18 protein-coding genes, 2 tRNA genes and 1 pseudogene are annotated in these 18,189 nt (G+C 56.7%); 9 read left to right on the top strand and 12 right to left on the bottom strand.

Annotated features, from left to right (window positions below; all coding sequences use genetic code 11):
* Both ACEQWH_RS05330 and dapF read right to left on the bottom strand, forming a co-directional pair.
* A pseudogene (locus ACEQWH_RS05330) lies at positions 1-529 on the bottom strand (tRNA (N(6)-L-threonylcarbamoyladenosine(37)-C(2))-methylthiotransferase MtaB); the annotation flags it as partial.
* Positions 526-1,338, bottom strand: a complete 813-nt coding sequence (dapF, locus tag ACEQWH_RS05325) for a diaminopimelate epimerase (RefSeq protein ID WP_370228674.1) — start codon at positions 1,336-1,338, stop codon at positions 526-528. The gene dapF and the pseudogene ACEQWH_RS05330, both read right to left, overlap by 4 nt.
* 136 nt (positions 1,339-1,474) lie before the next feature.
* Here dapF and ACEQWH_RS05320 point away from each other — a divergent pair.
* Positions 1,475-1,550: transfer RNA gene (locus ACEQWH_RS05320), tRNA-Lys, on the top strand.
* A gap of 85 nt (positions 1,551-1,635) precedes the next feature.
* Here the strand turns inward: ACEQWH_RS05320 and ACEQWH_RS05315 are convergent.
* Positions 1,636-2,832, bottom strand: a complete 1,197-nt coding sequence (locus ACEQWH_RS05315) for a CynX/NimT family MFS transporter (protein WP_370228673.1) — start codon at positions 2,830-2,832, stop codon at positions 1,636-1,638.
* A gap of 382 nt (positions 2,833-3,214) precedes the next feature.
* Here ACEQWH_RS05315 and ACEQWH_RS05310 point away from each other — a divergent pair, with 382 nt between their 5' ends.
* From ACEQWH_RS05310 to ACEQWH_RS05295, 4 genes are read left to right on the top strand one after another with little or no spacing between them, the layout of a single operon-like run.
* Positions 3,215-4,768, top strand: coding sequence for an ABC transporter substrate-binding protein (locus ACEQWH_RS05310; RefSeq protein ID WP_370228676.1), 1,554 nt, complete (start codon positions 3,215-3,217; stop codon positions 4,766-4,768).
* A 48-nt stretch (positions 4,769-4,816) separates the two neighbouring features.
* Positions 4,817-5,779, top strand: a complete 963-nt coding sequence (locus tag ACEQWH_RS05305; protein ID WP_370228672.1) for an ABC transporter permease — start codon at positions 4,817-4,819, stop codon at positions 5,777-5,779.
* Positions 5,776-6,690, top strand: coding sequence for an ABC transporter permease (locus ACEQWH_RS05300; RefSeq protein WP_370228671.1), 915 nt, complete (start codon positions 5,776-5,778; stop codon positions 6,688-6,690). The genes ACEQWH_RS05305 and ACEQWH_RS05300 overlap by 4 nt, the downstream gene beginning before the upstream one ends.
* A 4-nt stretch (positions 6,691-6,694) precedes the next feature.
* Positions 6,695-8,377 carry a dipeptide ABC transporter ATP-binding protein gene (locus ACEQWH_RS05295; RefSeq protein ID WP_370228670.1) on the top strand — a complete coding sequence of 561 codons (1,683 nt, stop codon included), beginning with the start codon at positions 6,695-6,697 and terminating at the stop codon, positions 8,375-8,377.
* A gap of 51 nt (positions 8,378-8,428) precedes the next feature.
* Here the strand turns inward: ACEQWH_RS05295 and ACEQWH_RS05290 are convergent, their stop codons facing one another.
* Positions 8,429-9,184, bottom strand: a complete 756-nt coding sequence (locus ACEQWH_RS05290) for a hypothetical protein (RefSeq protein ID WP_370228669.1) — start codon at positions 9,182-9,184, stop codon at positions 8,429-8,431.
* Positions 9,185-9,526: 342 nt separating this feature from the next.
* Between ACEQWH_RS05290 and ACEQWH_RS05285 the strand changes: the two genes are divergently transcribed.
* Complete coding sequence (locus ACEQWH_RS05285; protein WP_370228668.1) at positions 9,527-9,862, top strand: winged helix-turn-helix transcriptional regulator; 336 nt, start codon at positions 9,527-9,529, stop codon at positions 9,860-9,862.
* Between the two features lie 84 nt (positions 9,863-9,946).
* Here the strand turns inward: ACEQWH_RS05285 and nqrF are convergent, their stop codons facing one another.
* Genes nqrF through ACEQWH_RS05255 form a run of 6 tightly spaced genes read right to left on the bottom strand, consistent with a single transcriptional unit; the run spans position 9,947 to position 15,786 of the window.
* Positions 9,947-11,170, bottom strand: a complete 1,224-nt coding sequence (gene nqrF, locus ACEQWH_RS05280; protein WP_370228667.1) for an NADH:ubiquinone reductase (Na(+)-transporting) subunit F — start codon at positions 11,168-11,170, stop codon at positions 9,947-9,949.
* Between the two features lie 13 nt (positions 11,171-11,183).
* Positions 11,184-11,792: an NADH:ubiquinone reductase (Na(+)-transporting) subunit E gene (gene nqrE, locus ACEQWH_RS05275; RefSeq protein WP_370228666.1), complete on the bottom strand. Its 609-nt coding sequence runs from the start codon at positions 11,790-11,792 to the stop codon at positions 11,184-11,186.
* On the bottom strand, positions 11,792-12,445 hold the full coding sequence (locus ACEQWH_RS05270) for an NADH:ubiquinone reductase (Na(+)-transporting) subunit D (protein WP_370228665.1): 654 nt from the start codon (positions 12,443-12,445) through the stop codon (positions 11,792-11,794). The genes nqrE and ACEQWH_RS05270 overlap by 1 nt, the downstream gene beginning before the upstream one ends.
* Positions 12,445-13,251, bottom strand: a complete 807-nt coding sequence (locus ACEQWH_RS05265) for a Na(+)-translocating NADH-quinone reductase subunit C (protein ID WP_370228664.1) — start codon at positions 13,249-13,251, stop codon at positions 12,445-12,447. Before ACEQWH_RS05265 ends, ACEQWH_RS05270 begins: the two co-directional genes overlap by 1 nt.
* Entirely contained in the window at positions 13,244-14,443 is a 1,200-nt protein-coding gene (locus ACEQWH_RS05260) for an NADH:ubiquinone reductase (Na(+)-transporting) subunit B (RefSeq protein ID WP_370228663.1), read from the bottom strand. The genes ACEQWH_RS05265 and ACEQWH_RS05260 overlap by 8 nt, the downstream gene beginning before the upstream one ends.
* Positions 14,444-14,445: 2 nt before the next feature.
* Positions 14,446-15,786 (bottom strand): Na(+)-translocating NADH-quinone reductase subunit A, encoded by a 1,341-nt coding sequence (locus tag ACEQWH_RS05255; RefSeq protein WP_370228662.1) that lies wholly within the window; start codon positions 15,784-15,786, stop codon positions 14,446-14,448.
* 182 nt (positions 15,787-15,968) lie between these two features.
* Here ACEQWH_RS05255 and ACEQWH_RS05250 point away from each other — a divergent pair, with 182 nt between their 5' ends.
* Entirely contained in the window at positions 15,969-16,988 is a 1,020-nt protein-coding gene (locus ACEQWH_RS05250) for an FAD:protein FMN transferase (protein ID WP_370228675.1), read from the top strand.
* Positions 16,989-17,011: 23 nt separating this feature from the next.
* Complete coding sequence (gene nqrM, locus ACEQWH_RS05245) at positions 17,012-17,257, top strand: (Na+)-NQR maturation NqrM (protein WP_370228661.1); 246 nt, start codon at positions 17,012-17,014, stop codon at positions 17,255-17,257.
* On the opposite strand, the gene ACEQWH_RS05240 is transcribed toward nqrM, so the two are convergent.
* Positions 17,254-17,439, bottom strand: coding sequence for a hypothetical protein (locus ACEQWH_RS05240; protein WP_370228660.1), 186 nt, complete (start codon positions 17,437-17,439; stop codon positions 17,254-17,256). The genes nqrM and ACEQWH_RS05240 overlap by 4 nt on opposite strands.
* Positions 17,440-17,522: 83 nt before the next feature.
* Here ACEQWH_RS05240 and ACEQWH_RS05235 point away from each other — a divergent pair, with 83 nt between their 5' ends.
* Positions 17,523-18,044: a CBS domain-containing protein gene (locus ACEQWH_RS05235; protein ID WP_372521386.1), complete on the top strand. Its 522-nt coding sequence runs from the start codon at positions 17,523-17,525 to the stop codon at positions 18,042-18,044.
* Between the two features lie 11 nt (positions 18,045-18,055).
* Here ACEQWH_RS05235 and ACEQWH_RS05230 read toward each other — a convergent pair.
* Positions 18,056-18,132: transfer RNA gene (locus ACEQWH_RS05230), tRNA-Met, on the bottom strand.
* Positions 18,133-18,189: the final 57 nt, after the last annotated feature.

Raw genomic sequence — 18,189 nt, 5'->3', positions numbered from 1 at the left:
TAATCTGATCCACCACAACCCCTGCCGGAACCGACCGGGAATTTCCGCGGCCATAGGGAATAATGCAGAAGGTACAGCGATGGTCACAGCCGTTCTGCACCTGAACATAAGCACGCGATCTTGTCCCGAACCCGTCAATCAGATGTCCGGCCGTTTCCGTCACCGACATGATATCGTCGACCTGAACCTTTTCGGTCTCGCCAACGAAATCCGCCGCCATAGCGCGCCAGGTTTCCGGCTGCATCTTTTCGGTGTTGCCGATGACCCGATCCACCTCGCCCATCTGGGCAAACGTCTCGGGTTCCGTTTGCGCCGCGCAGCCCGTCACGATCAAAGTCGCGTCAGGATTTTCGCGCCGCAGCTTGCGAATCTCTTGCCGCGCCTTGCGCACAGCTTCGGCGGTCACCGCGCAGGTGTTCACGATCACGGCGTTCGATAGCCCGGCCTCTTGGCTCAGCTCTTTCATCGCCTCGGATTCATAGGCGTTCAGACGACACCCCAGCGTCGTGAATTTGGGCGCAGCACTCACTTTGAGGCCTCAAGGAAATCATCTGTGAAAGTGCCTGCAAATACGGTCATGGTGGGGCCCGTCATCCAGACGCCATCTTCAGCCCAATCAATCCAGATCGTGCCGCCGTCCAGCTCTATCTGCACCTGACGCCCTGTCAGGCCGCGCCGCGCCGCAGCCACCGCTGTTGCACAAGACGAGCTGCCAGAGGCAAGCGTCACGCCCACACCGCGTTCCCACACCCGCATGCGCAGGTGATTTTCACCGATTACGGATGCAAACTGCACATTGGTGCGCTGCGGATAAAGCGCGTGATGCTCAAAGCGCGCGCCAAGCGTCTCAAGATCGATCTGGTCGGCGTCCTTAACAAAGAACGTACAGTGGGGGTTGCCCATGCCCGTTGCGGTCGGAGCCCCTTCGATTGGCAGCTCCAGCGTGTCGATCTCAGACGCCAGGGGCACTTCGTGCCACAAAAGCTGAGGTTGCCCCATGTTCACCGAGGTCAGCCCGTTGCCCGCATCCTTTGCATAAAGCGTGCCGCGTTCCGTGGTCAGTGTCAGCGTGTCGCGGCCCAGCTCTTGCATCAGCTTGCGCGCAATACAGCGCGTGGCATTGCCACAAGCCGCCGAGGTTGACCCGTCTGCGTTGTAAAACACCAGATGCGCGTCTTCATGACCTGTTTCGATCACTGCAAGCTGGTCAAACCCGACCCCCATATGGCGGTGCGCAATCGCTGTCACCAGCGACTCAGACAGCCCTTCGGGACGCTCTCGGGCGTCAATGACAACAAAATCATTGCCCAAACCGTGCATTTTTTCGAACTTAACCATCTGCGTATCCTAAACTCGCGCTGGAGGCATATAAAGCCGTGTGCCAACTAATTCCAGAGACTGCGAATTTTTGTGCGTTTATGGCTTGACCCCCCCTGCGGTTCTTTCTAGAAGCCCCCACACGCGACAGCAAAGTGGGCCGTTAGCTCAGTTGGTAGAGCAACTGACTTTTAATCAGTGGGTCATAGGTTCGAATCCTATACGGCTCACCACTGCTTTAAGCATCTAAATCAAGCGCTTACATCATAACGATGTGGCGCTTGTTTTGTTTTTGGTCACTGGCGCTCGCAAGCGCGATCATTCATAGCCGGGATATCGCGCCGAACGGCCCAGCGCTGCAAGGGCCACCACCATAAAGACCAATGACGGCATCAGGGCCATTTCAAGCCAGTCCTGACGATCTGCAAGGCCTCCGCCCAATAGGGTGAGAAGGAACGCAATGGAAAAGCTGATCAGCGTCATTCCTGCACTCAGCCGTGTCACCGCGATCCCTTTCGCGATGGCAGGCGGCAACGATACCAAGAGGATCAGCTCTATCGTGGCGGCAAAGCCCGTCACCATTGCGCTGACCCAGGATGCCCAGCCGTCCAGAATCGTAAAGCCCGCAAGACCAAGAGCTGAAAACACCGCGGCCACAGCGATGGGCGCGCGCAACCCGACCCAGCCCGGAACCATCAGCACTGTGAATGAGGCCGCCAAAGGCATGGCGTTATAGGCAAAATGAAACGCTTCAGCCGCGTCGTATTCCCCCCGCGACTGAAGAAGCGATCCGGAATATGCATTGACCACAAAGAACGCGACAACAGAACTGGCCAAGAGCAACCCGTACTGCCAGACACGCAGGTCGTTCCATTTGGGCAGAGAGGGGCCTTGCGGCAGACCTGTCTCTGATTGAGATGACGGATCTTTGGGCACGCGCACCAGCGCCACCAACAGGGCAATCAGCACAATGGGAATCGCCCAAAGCCCCAAGGCCAACCGCCAATCTCCCCCCGCTAAGGGCAGCACAATCGGCAAGGTCAGCCCAGCGCCCGAGAGTTCTCCCAACATCATACCGTTTAGATAGACCGCACTGCCCAACGCGACGTGGCTGGGTGTCCAGACACGTGTTGCGGCTGGCAGGGCTGTTTGGAACACGGCCACGCCCAATCCCATGATTGCAGAAGCCGCGAACAACAGGGCGGGTGACGGCACTTGCCCACGCGCCACAGAGGCTGCGGTCATCACCAGCAGACCGGCCACGATCGCAATTCGCAGGCCGAATTTCGCAATGATCCATGCCGCCGGAATGGCTCCGAATGCAATCGTCACGACGGGCAGCATGGTCAGCGCACCCTCGGCCGCCTCGCCAAGCCCGAAACTGTCTGCAATGCGAGTCGCCAGAGGCGGGGCTGCGAGAATCGGCACACGAAGGGTCCAGCCGACCAACCAAAGCACCACGAGAATGCCATAGGGCTTCGCGGCCCCGAGCGGGTTGGAGGTATTGCTGTTCATTGTCTGGCTTGGTCCCGTTGTGGTGGCGGTCTTGTTAGGGGCATCGCTTTGGTCGGGAGGCTCTGCATTCAGGAAATGAAGAGGTCCAAAAGCGAACGCCTGACACTGGGTCAATTCGCAACATTGGTCAATGAACTGCGCAAAGGGCGCCCGATAAAAAGAACGAAACACATGCAAATCTCTGTGCAAGACAGGCCAGCGTTGCGGCAATTTCAATAAGCGGAAAACCCAAATTCCAGAAAACAACCCAAGCGCGAGCAACCGTTTTCTTTTCGCCTTGTCGATTGCAGTTTGTGGATTCTGGGCTAAGCTCAATCGGGTTGGGGCGCAAAATGTTCGACGTCCCTTTGGTTAACTAGGAGGGGCTACGTTGAAAACGTTTATGACTGTCTCGATGCTGGCGCTTGGCGTCGCAGCTTCAGCTCAGGCTGAAGAATTTAGCTGGGCCGGCAAGACCGACCCACAAACGATGGACCCGCATGCGGTAAACTCTGCACCGGTTCTGGGGTTTCTGAACAACGTCTATGAAGGTCTCGTGCGGCGCGGCAAGGATATGTCGGTTGAACCGGCGCTTGCGACGTCATGGGAGCCAATTGGCGATGGCGAGGGCTGGCGGTTCTTTCTGCGCGAAGGGGTGACCTTCCACGATGGATCCACATTTGACGCCGAGGACGTCCGCTTTAGCTATGAACGCGCGTCGTCCGAGCAATCAGACACACGCAGCTGGTTTGCGCCGGTCAAGGATCTGGTGGTGGTCGATGACATGACCGTCGACATTCTGACCAATGCGCCAAACCCGATCTTTCCAGATTCAATCGCGAACTGGATGATCATGGACAAAGGCTGGGCCGAAGCCAATGACACACAGCGCCCAGACAAAGAGAACGGCAACTACGCTACTCTGAATGCAAACGGGACCGGTGCGTTCATGCTGACAGACCGTCAGCCGGGCCTGTCGACCTCGTTGGCGCCGTTCGGCGGCTGGTGGGATACGGCTGAGCACAACATCACCAAGGCGACCTATACTCCGATCGACAATTCAGCGACGGCTGTGGCCGCGTTGTTGTCAGGCGATGTTGATATGATCAACCCTGTGCCAATTCAGGATGCAGCCCGCGTGGATGCACGTGATGGCACAACTGTGGTGCGTGGAATCGAAGCGCGCGTTATCATGCTGGGCTTTGGACACGACCGCGACACGCTGAAATACACATCCATGGCGGGCGAAGCCAACCCGTTCCTGGATGTCCGCGTGCGTGAGGCCGTGGCCAAGGCGATCAACGTCGATGCAATCCTGCAGACCATCATGCGTGGCAGCGCCGAAGCCGCCAGCCAGCTGGTGAGCCCGGCCATGAACGGCTATTCAGACGCCAATAATGCGCGTCCGGCCTATGATCCCGAAGGCGCGAAGGCTCTGCTGGCCGCTGCGGGCTATGCGGATGGCTTCTCGTTCGGTCTGAAATGCCCCAACAACCGCTATCTGAACGACGAAGCGGTCTGTCAGGCAGTCACAGGCATGTTGGCCCAGATCGGCATCACAGCCGAACTGGATGCGATGCCGGTTCAGAACTATTGGCCAGAGCTGCGGGCGGACAATTTCGACATGTATATGTTGGGTTGGTCGCCAGGTACCTTTGACCACGAGCACCCAGTCCGCTTCTTGGTAACAACACCAAACCCCGAGAAAAAGCTGGGTTCTTGGAACTTTGGCGGGTTCTCGAACGGGCGCGTCGACACTCTGCTGCCGATGATTCAGTCCGAGATCGATGCCACTAAACGTCAGGCCATGATCGATGAAGTCGTGGACATCTATCAGGACGAACATGCCTATGTTCCCCTGTATGTGCAGCCACTTGTCTGGGGCATGCAGGACAACATCGAACTGACACAACGCCCGGATAACTTCTTTATCCTGCGCTGGGTCACTGTGAACTAAAACCAACTGCCAGCGCGTGTTTTGTGCGCGCGCTGGTTCGGTGCTTTGATGATTTCCTATCTTATCCGACGGGTCCTTCAGTCCGTCCTCGTCCTTTTAGTCGTGGGTCTGATTGCCTTTGCCATGTTCAATTTCATCGGTGATCCGATTGACAACATGCTGGGGCAGGAACGCACACAAGAAGATGTAGACCGCCTGAAAGCCCAGCTTGGCCTGGACCAACCCTTTGTCGTGCAATATCTGCGCTTTCTGGCCTCTGCTTTGCAGGGCAATCTGGGTGTCTCTTATGAGCAGGGCCGCCCTGTTGCGCAGATCTTGGCCGAACGCGCACCTGCGACGCTAGAGCTGGCGGCCGTCTCTGGTCTGTTCGCGCTGGTTGCGGGGATCGTACTGGGTGTTTTCACCGCGATCCGTCGCAATGGTCTGGCTGCAAACGCCATCATGACATTCAGCCTGATCGGAGTGTCCCTGCCGACGTTCCTGATCGGCATCCTTTTGATCTATCTGTTTTCAGTCGAACTTGACTGGTTGCCCAGCTTCGGGCGCGGCGACACCGTTGATGTCGGCGGCTGGAGCACCGGCTTTCTGACCACCAGCGGCCTGCGTGCCCTTATTCTACCTGCGATCACGCTTGGTCTTTACCAGATGACGCTGATCATGCGGCTGGTACGGGCGGAAATGCTGGAGGTGATCCGTGCGGACTATGTCAGATTTGCCCGTGCCCGTGGCCTGAGCGAGCGCGTCGTGCTGTTCCGGCATGCGCTGAAAAACACGCTTGTGCCGGTGATCACGATCACAGGGCTTCAGCTTGGATCCCTCATTGCTTTCGCGATTATCACCGAAAGTGTGTTCCAATGGCCCGGAATGGGGCTGTTGTTCATCAACGCCATCCAATTCGTCGATATCCCCGTGATGGCGGCCTACCTTATGCTGATTTCCGTGATGTTTGTGGGCATCAACCTTGTGGTTGACCTGCTTTATGTCGCCATCGATCCGAGGCTGCGCACATGAGCCGTTTCCTAAAATTCTGGGACAGCGATTTTGCCTGGGGCTTTAGACGCTCTCCGGTGGCGGTGGTGTCATTTGTGGTCACCCTGATCCTGATCCTGTCTGCCGTGTTCGCCCCGTTGCTTGCGGTGATGAACCCATTTGATCCAGCATCTTTAAACTTGATGAACGGCTTTACGGCACCGGGCACGCCCAATGCCTTCACCGGTGACAGCTTTCTGATGGGGACGGATGATCAGGGGCGGGACGTCTATTCCACGATCCTTTATGGGCTGCGGATATCGCTGTTTGTAGGCTTTGCAGCCGTCACGCTCGGGTTGGTTCTGGGTGTGACACTGGGGTTGATCGCTGGCTATTTCGGAGGCTGGACCGACACGATCATCATGCGGATCGCCGATATTCAGCTGACGTTCCCATCCATCCTTGTCGCCATGCTGATCTTTGGCGTGGCCAAAGGGTTCACCCCTGTCGAGTATCGCGACCAATTGGCGATCTGGGTGCTGATCCTGTCCATCGGACTGTCAGACTGGGTGCAATTCGCCCGCGTGGTCAGAGGGGCTACGATGGTTGAGAAGGGCAAGGAATACGTGCAGGCCGCCAAGCTGATCGGACGCGGCTCCCTTCCTATCATGATCCGCCATATTCTGCCCAATGTGCTGTCGCCGGTTCTGGTCATTGCGACCATCAGCCTTGCGCTGGCCATCATCGCAGAAGCCACCCTCAGCTTCCTTGGCGTTGGCGCGCCACCGACGCAACCGTCGCTGGGCACCCTGATCCGCATTGGGCAGGGATTCCTGTTCTCCGGCGAATGGTGGATCCTGTTTTTCCCATCGGTCACGCTCTTGGCGTTGGCTTTGTCTGTGAACCTGCTGGGCGACTGGCTGCGCGACGCGCTTAATCCCAAACTGAGGTAGACGCATGGCTCTTTTGGAAATCAGCGACCTGACCGTCAAGTTTCCCACGCGGCGCAAGACCTTTGTGGCCGTGGATCACGCGACCCTGACCGTGCAGGCTGGGGAAATTCACGGGTTGGTCGGCGAAAGTGGCGCAGGCAAGTCAACCGTCGGGGCCGCGATCATGGGGCTTTTGGAACGCCCTGGGCATATCACCGGCGGCACCATTCGATTGAAAGACCAGGCCATCAGCGGATTGGACGCCGACGCCATGCGCGCCTTGCGTGGCAAACGTATCTCGATGATCTTTCAAGATCCGCTGACCTCGTTGAACCCATTGTTCACCATTCGTCAGCAACTGGTCGAGACCATCACAGCCCATCTGGACACCACTCCGTCCGAGGCAAACGCGCGTGCGTTGGATCTGATGCAACAGGTTGGCATTCCCAACCCCGAAGAACGCCTTGACCAATACCCGCACCAGTTTTCGGGCGGAATGCGCCAGCGCGTGGTCATCGCGCTGGCCCTGTGTTCCGAGCCCGAAGTCATCATCGCAGACGAGCCGACAACTGCACTGGATGTTGCGGTTCAGGCGCAGATTCTGGACCTGATCCGAGAGCTTGCAGTTAAGCGCGATGTGGGTGTCATTTTGATTACCCATGACATGGGCGTCATCGCGGATATTACCGACCGGGTGACGGTGATGTACCAAGGTGCCGTAGTTGAAAGCGGCCCGACGGCGAAAGTCTTGGGCACGCCTGAACACCCCTACACCCAATCTCTGATCGCTGCGGTTCCGCGCCCAGACAAACGTCTGCACCGCTTTCCTCAGGTCAGCTATGGCGGTCGTGAAACTCGGTTTGCGATCGAAGAGATTGCCGGCCAGTGGAACGTCACTCCGACCTCTGCCGAGACCCCTCTGTTACGGGTCGAGAGTATCTCGAAGCGTTTTATCGAGAAACGCAGCATCCTGCCCCGATTTCGTACGTATTTTACGGCCGTTGACGCCGTGTCCTTTGACATCATGCCCGGAGAGGTCTTTGGGCTTGTGGGGGAAAGCGGCTCTGGCAAATCGACCGTAGCTCGGATGATTTCAGGCCTTTACGATCTGGACGGCGGGCAGGTGACATTTGAGGGCAACGTCGTCAGCGACCCCAAAGACAAGGCCACCCGCGCGGCATTCCGGCAAGACATTCAGATGATCTTTCAGGATCCTCACAGTTCGCTCAATCCCAGAATGCGTGTCGACAAAATTGTTGCGGAACCCATCTTGCACCACGGACTACTGTCCGGCAGCGCCGTGACGCGACGCGTGGCCGAATTGCTGGATCAAGTGGGTCTGGGCACTGATGCAGGCTTGAAATATCCGCATGAGTTTTCCGGCGGACAGCGCCAACGGATCTCGATTGCCCGCGCGCTGGCCACCGAACCCAAATTTCTGATCTGCGACGAGCCGACCAGCGCTTTGGATGTCTCGATTCAAGCACAGATCCTGAACATCCTTAAAGATCTGCAAGAGCACCTTGGCCTGACGATGCTGTTCATCAGCCACGACCTGCCCGTGGTTCGTCAGATGTGTGACCGTGTTGCCGTCATGAAGCATGGCAAACTCGAAGAACTGGCGGATACCGAGACGTTGTTTATGGCGCCGAAAACCGACTATACCCGCGAGCTTCTGTCTTTGATGCCCAAACTTGACGCGATCTAGCCAGTCCTCTTGGTGGCAAGAGGACTGGCCGAACGCCACCGATTGCGGTGATCACATCATCAGGGCCTTGCTGATCATCGCCTGTTTGTCTGGATACTGCGACAAATCCACACCCTGCTCTTTCAGCGCCTGACTCAGGTCATCTTCGCTCAGCGCTTGGATAGCCTCGGTGGTCATCTTCATAAAGTTGATCTGACGCTTGAACGGCCCATTGGTTTCACCAAACAAATGGCGATCCTCAAACGCGAATTCCTCGGCATATTTCGTCATGAAATGCGACAGGAACGTATTGAGGCTTAGGCGCACACGTGGGTCATCCGTCATCAGATCGCCCGATGTGTCCAACGTCTCGCGCATGAGGCTCACCCAACGCTCGGCACCTTTGTCGTTCATCAGGGCCATGGCGTTGTGCGTGTGATGAAAGCTCAGCCGATACTCGCCACCGTGATAGTACGGGCCACCCCCCATCACATCGATCCACATCGATGCCTGAGTTGTGACATGGTGACGAACGCCACCGACCTGCTCAAACACTTGGGTGAACCAAGGCTCATCCGCGAACACCCGGTCATAGAAGCGGTGCACAAGGCCGACAATCGGATCCTGCCCCAACACAGAGTAAAGCTGCCAGAACTGGATCGGATACTTGCGGTTGGACGGAGCCGTCAGCGAGACGATCTCGGGCATGCGATGCGCGTCTTCTGGCAGCAGCCCGGACTCTTTGGCTGCTGTGATATAGGCCAGCTGAATGCGCTCGGTCATGTAACCGTGGCGCGTCTGAAACTTTGGAAGGTCAACACGGGACATTGGAGGAGTTCCTTAAAGCATCGCTGAGCGATACTCACTTTACGATTTGCGAAAAAGCGGGCGGCATCAGCGCCCACTATGATGATTGAAACAGCTCGATTTGGCGAGACCCTGACGGCCATGCGACAGATCAGGCAGCACACCACACGCCAAGTTTTCTGATGCGCGCTGCTCTCGGCCTTTGCTAACGCAAGGACAGGCACTCACAGGCTGGGTATACACGCCGCCGATATGTGCAATAATCTCTTGTGCCATCTTGGTCCTCATTGCGTTTCTCTCGTTCCAGCCGTAGGTAAGAACGCATGATCCAACCGACAAGTACGGTCATTTAGGATACCGACCATGACACCACCGCTGCGCAAAGAAGACTGCCTAATCGAGCCGTTAATCGAAGCGATTTCGGGCAAGTGGAAACTCTTGATCATCTATTGGCTGGCGCAGGAAACCTCGCGTTTCAATCACCTTCAGCGCAATCTGGGTGCCATCACACACCGCACGTTGACGCGCCAACTGAGCGAGCTGCAAGAGGCGGGCTTCGTGTCGCGCAAAGATTTCAAAACCATCCCGCCGCATGTGGAATACAGCCTGACGCCACTGGGGCAGAGCCTGATCCCCTTGCTAGAGGTCATGCACGACTGGGCGGCAGAGAATGCGACAAAGCTGGGCCGCAGCGCCTAGATCTGTGCGCACCACCGGTGTCTAGAACGAAAAAACCGCGAGGCGCTCAGCACCTCGCGGTTTTCCAATTCTGTATCCGTCAGCTTAACCGCCGAAATCGTCCAGCATGATGTCTTCGCGATCTACGCCCATTTCCAGGAGCATATTGATCACGGATTGGTTCATGATCGGCGGGCCACACATATAGTATTCGCAATCCTCTGGGTTCGGGTGGTCCTTGAGGTATTCGTCGTGCAGCACGTTGTGGATGAAGCCGGTCAACCCACCCCAATCATCTTCGGGCAGCGCATCCGACAGCGCCACGTGCCATTCAAAGTTGTCGAACTCTTCGGCCAGCTGATCAAAGTCTTCGACAAAGAACATCTCTTTCTTGGATCGCGCGCCGTACCAGAAGGTGATCTTGCGATCGCGGTTTTCCAGACGCTTGAGCTGGTCAAAGATATGGGACCGCATCGGCGCCATACCGGCACCACCACCGACAAAGACCATCTCTTTCTGGGTCTCGCGGGCAAAGAACTCGCCAAACGGACCAGAGATCGTCACCTTATCACCGGGTTTCAGGTTGAAGATGAAAGACGACATCTGACCTGCGGGAATGCCGGTCGAGCCCGGAGGCGGAGAGGCCACACGCACGTTCAGCATGATAAGGCCTTTTTCGTCCGGATAGTTCGCCATGGAATAGGCGCGCTCGATCGGTTCAGCCACTGTGGAGTCATACTGCCACAGGTTAAACTTGTCCCAGTCCTCGCGGTATTCTTCGCCGATGTCGAAGTCCGTGTACTTTAGCTGGTGGGCTGGCGCTTCGATCTGGATGTAGCCGCCCGCGCGGAAGTTAACATCTTCGCCTTCGGGCAGTTCCAGAACCAGGTTCTTAATAAAGGTCGCCACGTTGTCGTTGGACTTAACGGTGCATTCCCATTTCTTAACGCCAAAGACCTCTTCGGGGACTTCGACGTCCATGTCCTGCTTGACTGCTACCTGACAGGACAGACGATCGCCGCAGGCCGCTTCACGTTTGGTGATGTGACCTTCTTCGGTTGGCAGGATCGACCCGCCGCCAGAGTGGATTTTCACACGACACTGCGCACAGGTTCCGCCGCCGCCACAGGCAGAGGGCACAAAGAGTTTCTGCTCTGCCAAAGTCTGCAGCAGTTTGCCACCGGCTGGAACTGAAATGGTCTTTTCACCGTTAATGGTGATGTTCACATTGCCCGACGACACCAGCCGGGACCGCGCCGCCAGAATGATCGTCACCAAAGCCAGAACGATCAGAGTGAACAGGATAATGCCTAGGCTAAAGGTTGCCATACTCTCTTAACCCTTACAGTTTGACGCCAGAGAAGGACATGAAAGCCATCGCCATCAGACCCGCGGTAATAAAGGTGATGCCTAGGCCCTGCAGACCGTCGGGAATATCGGAATACTTCAGCTTTTCGCGCACACCCGCCATCGCGGTGATTGCCAGCGCCCAGCCAAAGCCAGAGGACAGACCATAGGTCACGGATTCCCCAAAGTTATAGCCACGCTCCACCATGAACAGAGACCCACCAAGGATCGCGCAGTTCACGGTAATCAGTGGCAGGAAAACACCCAAGGCATTGTAAAGCGGTGGGAAGTATTTATCCAAAACCATCTCAAGGATCTGAACCAGCGCCGCAATCACACCGATATACGAAATCAGGCCGAGGAAAGTCAGGTCTACCTCTGGGAAGCCTGCCCAAGCCAAAGCGCCCGGCGACAACAGATGTGTCAGGATCAGGTTGTTGGCAGGAACCGTAATGGCCTGCACGATCATCACAGAAATCCCCAGACCAATCGCGGTCGAGATCTTTTTCGAGACCGCGATGAAGGTACACATGCCCAGAAAGAACGAGAGCGCGAGGTTCTCAACAAAAATCGCTTTAACCGCGAGGGAGAGATAGGCTTCCATCAGTGGGCCTCCACCGTTTGGATTTTGTATTCACGCTCTTCAACCTGCTCTGGCTTCCATGCACGGAACGCCCAGATGATCAGACCGATGATAAAGAATGCAGACGGCGGCAGCAGCAGCAGACCGTTTGGCACATACCAGCCACCGTTGTTTACGGTTTCCAGAATGGTCACACCAAACAGGCTACCGGATCCGAACAGTTCGCGGATCACACCGACCAGCATCAGGATCAAGCCATAGCCAAGACCGTTTCCGACCCCGTCGATGAAACTGTCGATGGGTGGGTTCTTCATGGCGAAAGCTTCGGCGCGGCCCATCACGATACAGTTGGTGATGATGAGGCCGACGAAAACCGACAGGGTTTTCGAGATCTCAAAGGCGAAGGCCTTAAGCATCTGGTCCACCAGAATAACCAGCGAGGCGATCACGACCATCTGTACGATAATCCGGATCGAGCCAGGGATCTGGTTGCGGATCATCGAGATGAACATGGACGAGAACGCCGTCACAAAGGTCACCGCGATCGACATCACGAACGCCACCTGCAGCGACGAGGTCACCGCCAGCGCGGAACAAATCCCAAGAACCTGCAGCGTGATCGGGTTGTTGTCGACCAACGGGTCGATCAGCATTTCTCTGCGTTTATGCGCCATTAGATGCCCCCAGCTTTCAGGTTGTCTAGGAAAGGTTGATACCCGGATTCGCCCATCCAGAAATTCACAAGATTGTGGACCCCGACCGTGGTCAGCGTCGCACCCGCCAGAGCGTCGATGTGATACTCGGCCCCCGCCGCAGGAACCGCTTTGGTTACGCTGATCTGAAGCTCGCCTGCGTCATCCGCCAGCTTTTTACCCTTCCACAGCGCTTTCCAGCGCGGGTTGTCCACTTCGGCACCCAGACCCGGAGTCTCTGCGTGTTCGTAGAACTGCAGACCAAAGATGTCGTTGCCGTTCTCTTCCAGCGCGATAAAGCCATAAAGCGTCGACCACAGGCCATACCCGTGCAGCGGCAGGATCACCTTGTCGATCTCGCCTGCATCGTCGCGCAGAAGATAGACGGTGACGAACTGACCCTGACGGCCAATGCCCGCGGGGTCGTCTTCCAGTGCGACCGAGGTCGCTGGATCATCTGCCGCATCGCGGTCATCAAATGTGGCAATATCGAACCGGTCGGTGAACTCTCCGGTTGCCAGTTCCAAAATCTGCGGTTCAAAGGCTGCGAAACTCTCCAGCACGTCCTTGTTCGGGTCATAGATCCCTGCGACCTGCAGAATGTTGATCTGTTTGTCCTTGAGCGCGTTCACAGCCTGCGTCGGGCGCAGGGCCACCGCAGCGGCAGACACGATCATCGAGGCCACCAGACAGACCGACACCGCGATGAAGATCGTCTTTGGCACGGAATCTGGCGGCAACGCGAGGAAGCGGCCAATCGCGCCCTTAGGCTTTTGGTCTTCAGACATTGCGACGTGCCCTCCGCTTGATATTGGCCTGCACCACGAAATAATCGATCAGCGGCGCAAAGACGTTGCCAAAGAGGATCGCCAGCATCATGCCTTCTGGGAAGGCCGGGTTGATGACACGGATCATAACCACCATGAAGCCGATCAAAGCGCCATAGATGTAGCGGCCCATATTGGTGTGCGCGCCCGACACGGGCTCTGTCACCATAAAGACTAGACCAAAGGCATAGCCGCCCAGTACCAAGTGCCAGTACCACGGCATTGCGAACATCGGGTTGGTGTCAGACCCGACCCAGTTCAGCAAAAGCGAAAAGCCGATCATACCCGCCAGACAACCCACCACCATTCGGTAGTTGGCGATCTTGGTCGCCAGCAAAAAGGCGAGGCCCAGCAGACACGCGAGTGTCGATGTCTCGCCCATAGATCCAGGGATAAAGCCATAGAAACTGTCCCACCAGCTCATGCCGCGGGCGGCCAGCTCTTGGAACCCATCAGATGCGGACACGGCCAGCGCAGTCGCTCCGGTGAAGCCATCCACAGGCACCCAGACAGAGTCGCCAGACAGTTGTGCGGGATAAGCGAAATACAGGAACGCACGTCCGGTCAGGGCCGGGTTGAGGAAGTTCTTACCGGTGCCGCCAAAGACTTCTTTGCCGATCACGACGCCAAAGATAATCCCCAAAGCGACCTGCCACAGAGGCGTCGTCGCGGGCACAATCAACGCATAGAGCATCGAGGACACCAGGAAGCCTTCGTTGACCTCATGGCCGCGCACAGTGGCGAAGATCACCTCAAAAATGCCGCCCGCAACCAGCGTCACCACATAGATGGGCAGGAAATATAGCAACCCATGCGCCATGTTCGCCAGCGGGTTGGCCGCATTGAACCCAATACCCGAGGTCTCGATGACCCAGGCACGCCAGCCCGATGCGCCAAACTCGGCAATCGCGAGGTTGGTCTGATATCCGGTGTTGTAAAGCGCCATCAGGATGCATGGGATCGTCGCGATGACCACATAGGTCATAATCCGCTTCATATCGATGTAGGACCGCGCATGTGGCGCAACGGTCGTTACCGTTTTCGGCGTATAGAGGAAGCTTTCGACCATCTCGTAAATGGGGAAATACTTCTCCCATTTACCGCCTTTTTCGAAGTGCGGTTCAACGCGATCAAAGAAGTTACGTAGACCCACGGTTACCCCTCTTTCTCGATCTTAGTCAGACAGTCGCGCAGCGCCAGCCCGTATTCATATTTCGCAGGGCAGGCAAAGCCGACAAGACCAAGGTCTTCTTCGTCCAGCTCCATCGCGCCCAAAAGTTGTGCCTGATCCGTGTCCATCACCAGCATCGCACGCAGCAGCTGTGTCGGCAGGAAATCCTGCGGCATCAGCGATTCAAACGTGCCCAGAGGCACCATCGCTCGACGTCCACCGTTCAGGTTGCTGGTCAGCGGGAACTTGCGGCCGGACATGGCAGACCCAAGCACCGGCTGAACCGCATATTTCGAAAACATGGGACGGATCCAGCCCATCGGGATCTGCTTCTTGTCTTCTTCGATCAGCGTGATCTGACGTGCATAGCGCCCCAGATACCCGCTTACGCCTTCGCCGGCCCGTCCGCTCAGGACAGAGCCGGAAATCATGCGCACCGGCATATCAGGCAGATCACGCGCGGCAACGTCAGCCATCGATGCGCCAACGACCGTACGCAACAAACGCGGCGACGCGCAAACCGGACCACCCAAGGCAATGATGCGCTCGGCGGAATAGGTGCCTGTCAAAAGCAAATGGCCGATTGCGATCACGTCCTGATAACCAATCGTCCAAACTGGGTTTTCAGGGTCAAGCTTGTGCAGGAAATGGATGTGCGTTCCCGCCAGACCAGCCGGATGCGGACCCGAGAACGCCGCTGGCGTCACACCATCCAGATCACCGCCTGGCACGTTGGCCCCGTCCTCAAAACACAAGAACGTTTCGCCCTCGGTCAAAGAGGTGATCGCGGCCAGACCGGTCGCAAAGGCATCGCTTGCCTCGGCAATGATGTCCGCGGCATCGGCAGACAAAGGCTCGCTGTCGATTGCAGTCACAAAGATTGCAGCAGGGCGGGACGTCGGCGCCGGAATTTTGGAATAGGGGCGCGTGCGGAACGAGGTCCAGAGACCTGCGGCACACAAGCGCTCTGCCAGACCTTCAGGTGTCGAGACATTGCCAACCTCGGAAAAATCGACCGGCGCTGCAGCCCCGTCCTGAACTTCGATCTCGACACTGATAAGTTTGCGACGCGCGCCACGGTTGATGGCCTTAACGCGACCAGCCACGGGTGACACAACGTTCACCTCTGGCAGATCCTTGTCATGCAACACTGGCGAACCCGCTGCGACCACATCCCCTTCAGAGACCAGGATACGCGGCTTTAAACCAATGTAATCATCACCAAGGAGTCCAACAGTGCGGCTGTGCGGTGCATCCTCAATGTCTGGGTTCGGTGCACCAAGAATGGGCACGTCCAGACCTTTTCTGAGCTTAAAGCGCTTCAAAGTTCGAACCTCTAACAGAATTTGACTGGCATATGCGACATGGCGGCTCTGGTGAAAAGCGGAAAATTATCTGTCGGACTTAACTTTTGCAGTTGTAAAGGGCATGAATGTCGTTGAAAAGCCGTCCCGACACACCGAATTGGCATTGTTGTCCCAGATAAGGAAGTGCTTCGTTGACCGATATGACCGCGTTATCCCGCCGCTCGTTTATTATGATGTCCCTGGCCCTGGCTGCATGTAAGCCCGGCGCAAAAACGCTTGATTTCTCGGGGCTTACAATGGGGACAAGCTATACCGTTGTTGCGGTCGACCCCTCTCGGAAAGTCGATGAAGCCGAGGCCAAAGCCGCCATTGAAACGGCGCTGGCTTTGGTTAACACACAGATGTCGAACTGGGACTCGACATCGGAAATCTCGCGTTTCAACGCGAAAACAGATTTGCAGCCGACCCGCATTTCCGCAGATCTCGCAAAAGTGATGCGCGCCGCCGAAGACGTGCACCTTGCAAGCGAAGGCCGTTTTGACACCACAATGGGCCCGCTGATTGAACTGTGGGGATTTGGCGCGAAAGACCGTCAAGGTATGGCTTCTGACGCTCAAATCGCAGACGCGCTGTCGCGTTCAGGTCACGGATCGACGCTGAGCGTAGGGTCCAATTCTTTGCAGAAACGGCGCTCGGATGCGCAGGTTTATCTGTCTGCAATCGGCAAAGGATATGGCGCGGACCAAGTGGGCAAGGCCCTCGAAGCGCTTGGAATCACAGACTATATGGTCGAAATCGGTGGGGACCTCTATGCCTCGGGCAACAACCCCGGCGGCACCCCATGGCAGATCGGCATCGAGAAACCGGCCGCCCTGTCCGGCGGCGTTCTAAGCGTCGTTCCTGTGTCAGGCCACGGGCTTGCGTCGTCTGGCGACTATCGCAACTATTTCGAGCAAGATGGGGTCCGTTATTCTCACCTGATCGATCCGGTGACCGGCCGTCCGATCTCCCACAAGACCGCGTCCGCAACGGTTCTCGCAGAAAATGCGATGCTTGCGGATGCATGGGCGACAGCAATGCTTATATTGGGTCGTGAAAAGGGTCTTGAGATCGCCAGTGCCCATGATGTCGCCGTTCTCTTCGTAGAACGCGACGCTGCAAGCACCGATCTGCGGTTCACCACTAAGGCCAGCGCACGCTTTCAGGAGCTGACCGCTTAACTACGCATAAGGACGTCGACAGAATGGCAACTTTCCTTCTGACATTTGGACTTTTGCTACTGATCACACTGGGCATGTCGCTTGGTGTGATTCTCATGAACAAGCGTATCAAAGGCAGCTGCGGTGGCCTGAATGCGATTGCTGATGCCGATCAATGTTTGGTCTGCAATAAAGAGATTGACCCAAACAGCCCTCTGCGCGAACGCCTTGCCTGCCCTCGAGCGCGCAAAATGCTGGAACGCGCGGGCGTTGACGTCGAGAACGCCTAAGCGCCTGCTTCCAAAGGGATAAATCCCAGAACCAAAAGCCCTGCTGCCGCGATCAGGCCAAAGATCCAGAGCTGCCATCGCGGCCCCTCTGTCTTCCAGACCCGTCGATATTGATAACCAGACAAGCAAGCCAGGACAAAGATCACTGTCGCGAGGGCTGGGGCGAGATGCAGGTCTTCCAAAATTTTCTCCGTAAATTTGGAACTTGGGTTATGCTTGAGGTCCAGTCGATTGACAACATTGATAGCGGAGCGACTTGTCACACATGCCAGCATCCTACCAATCGCCAATGCGTAAAGACAAAACCAAGGGTAGAACTCACAGCCAATCCGTCGCCACGAATGTTCAGACAGAACACTCCACGGTGGCTCAGCTGTTGAAAGGCAAGGGGCAGGATGTTTTCGCAGTCTCGCCCCATGATACGTTGGAAACCGCGGTGCGTGAGCTGCGCGACAAACGCATTGGTGCATTGATTGTAAAAGACGACAGCGGCGCGCTTTGCGGCATCCTGTCTGAACGCGACATCGTTCAGAACCTTGCGGCCACGCCAGGCCAAACACTGCAAAACGCAGTGCAGGACGTTATGACAACAAAAGTCGAGACATGCGGGCCCGCTGAAACTCTCGTCTCAGTGCTTCACCGCATGACTGAGGGACGGTTTCGGCACATGCCGGTGGTCGACGGCGGTGCGCTTCAGGGAATGGTGACAATCGGCGACGTTGTGTCATTCCGCCTTGTCGAGCTTGAGCACGCCTCAGTTCGTTTGAAGCAATTGTTGGTTGGCTAGGCGCTTTTATTTGGTTGCGGGGAGAGGATTTGAACCTCTGACCTTCAGGTTATGAGCCTGACGAGCTACCTGGCTGCTCCACCCCGCGTTATGTTTGTTATCATCGTTGAGAGATACGTTTTTGATCTGTTTTTGCTAGGTTTGG

The sequence above is a fragment of the Cognatishimia sp. genome (assembly GCF_964229375.1).
Lineage (GTDB): Bacteria > Pseudomonadota > Alphaproteobacteria > Rhodobacterales > Rhodobacteraceae > Cognatishimia.
This window is presented reverse-complemented; position numbering and strand designations above follow the sequence as displayed.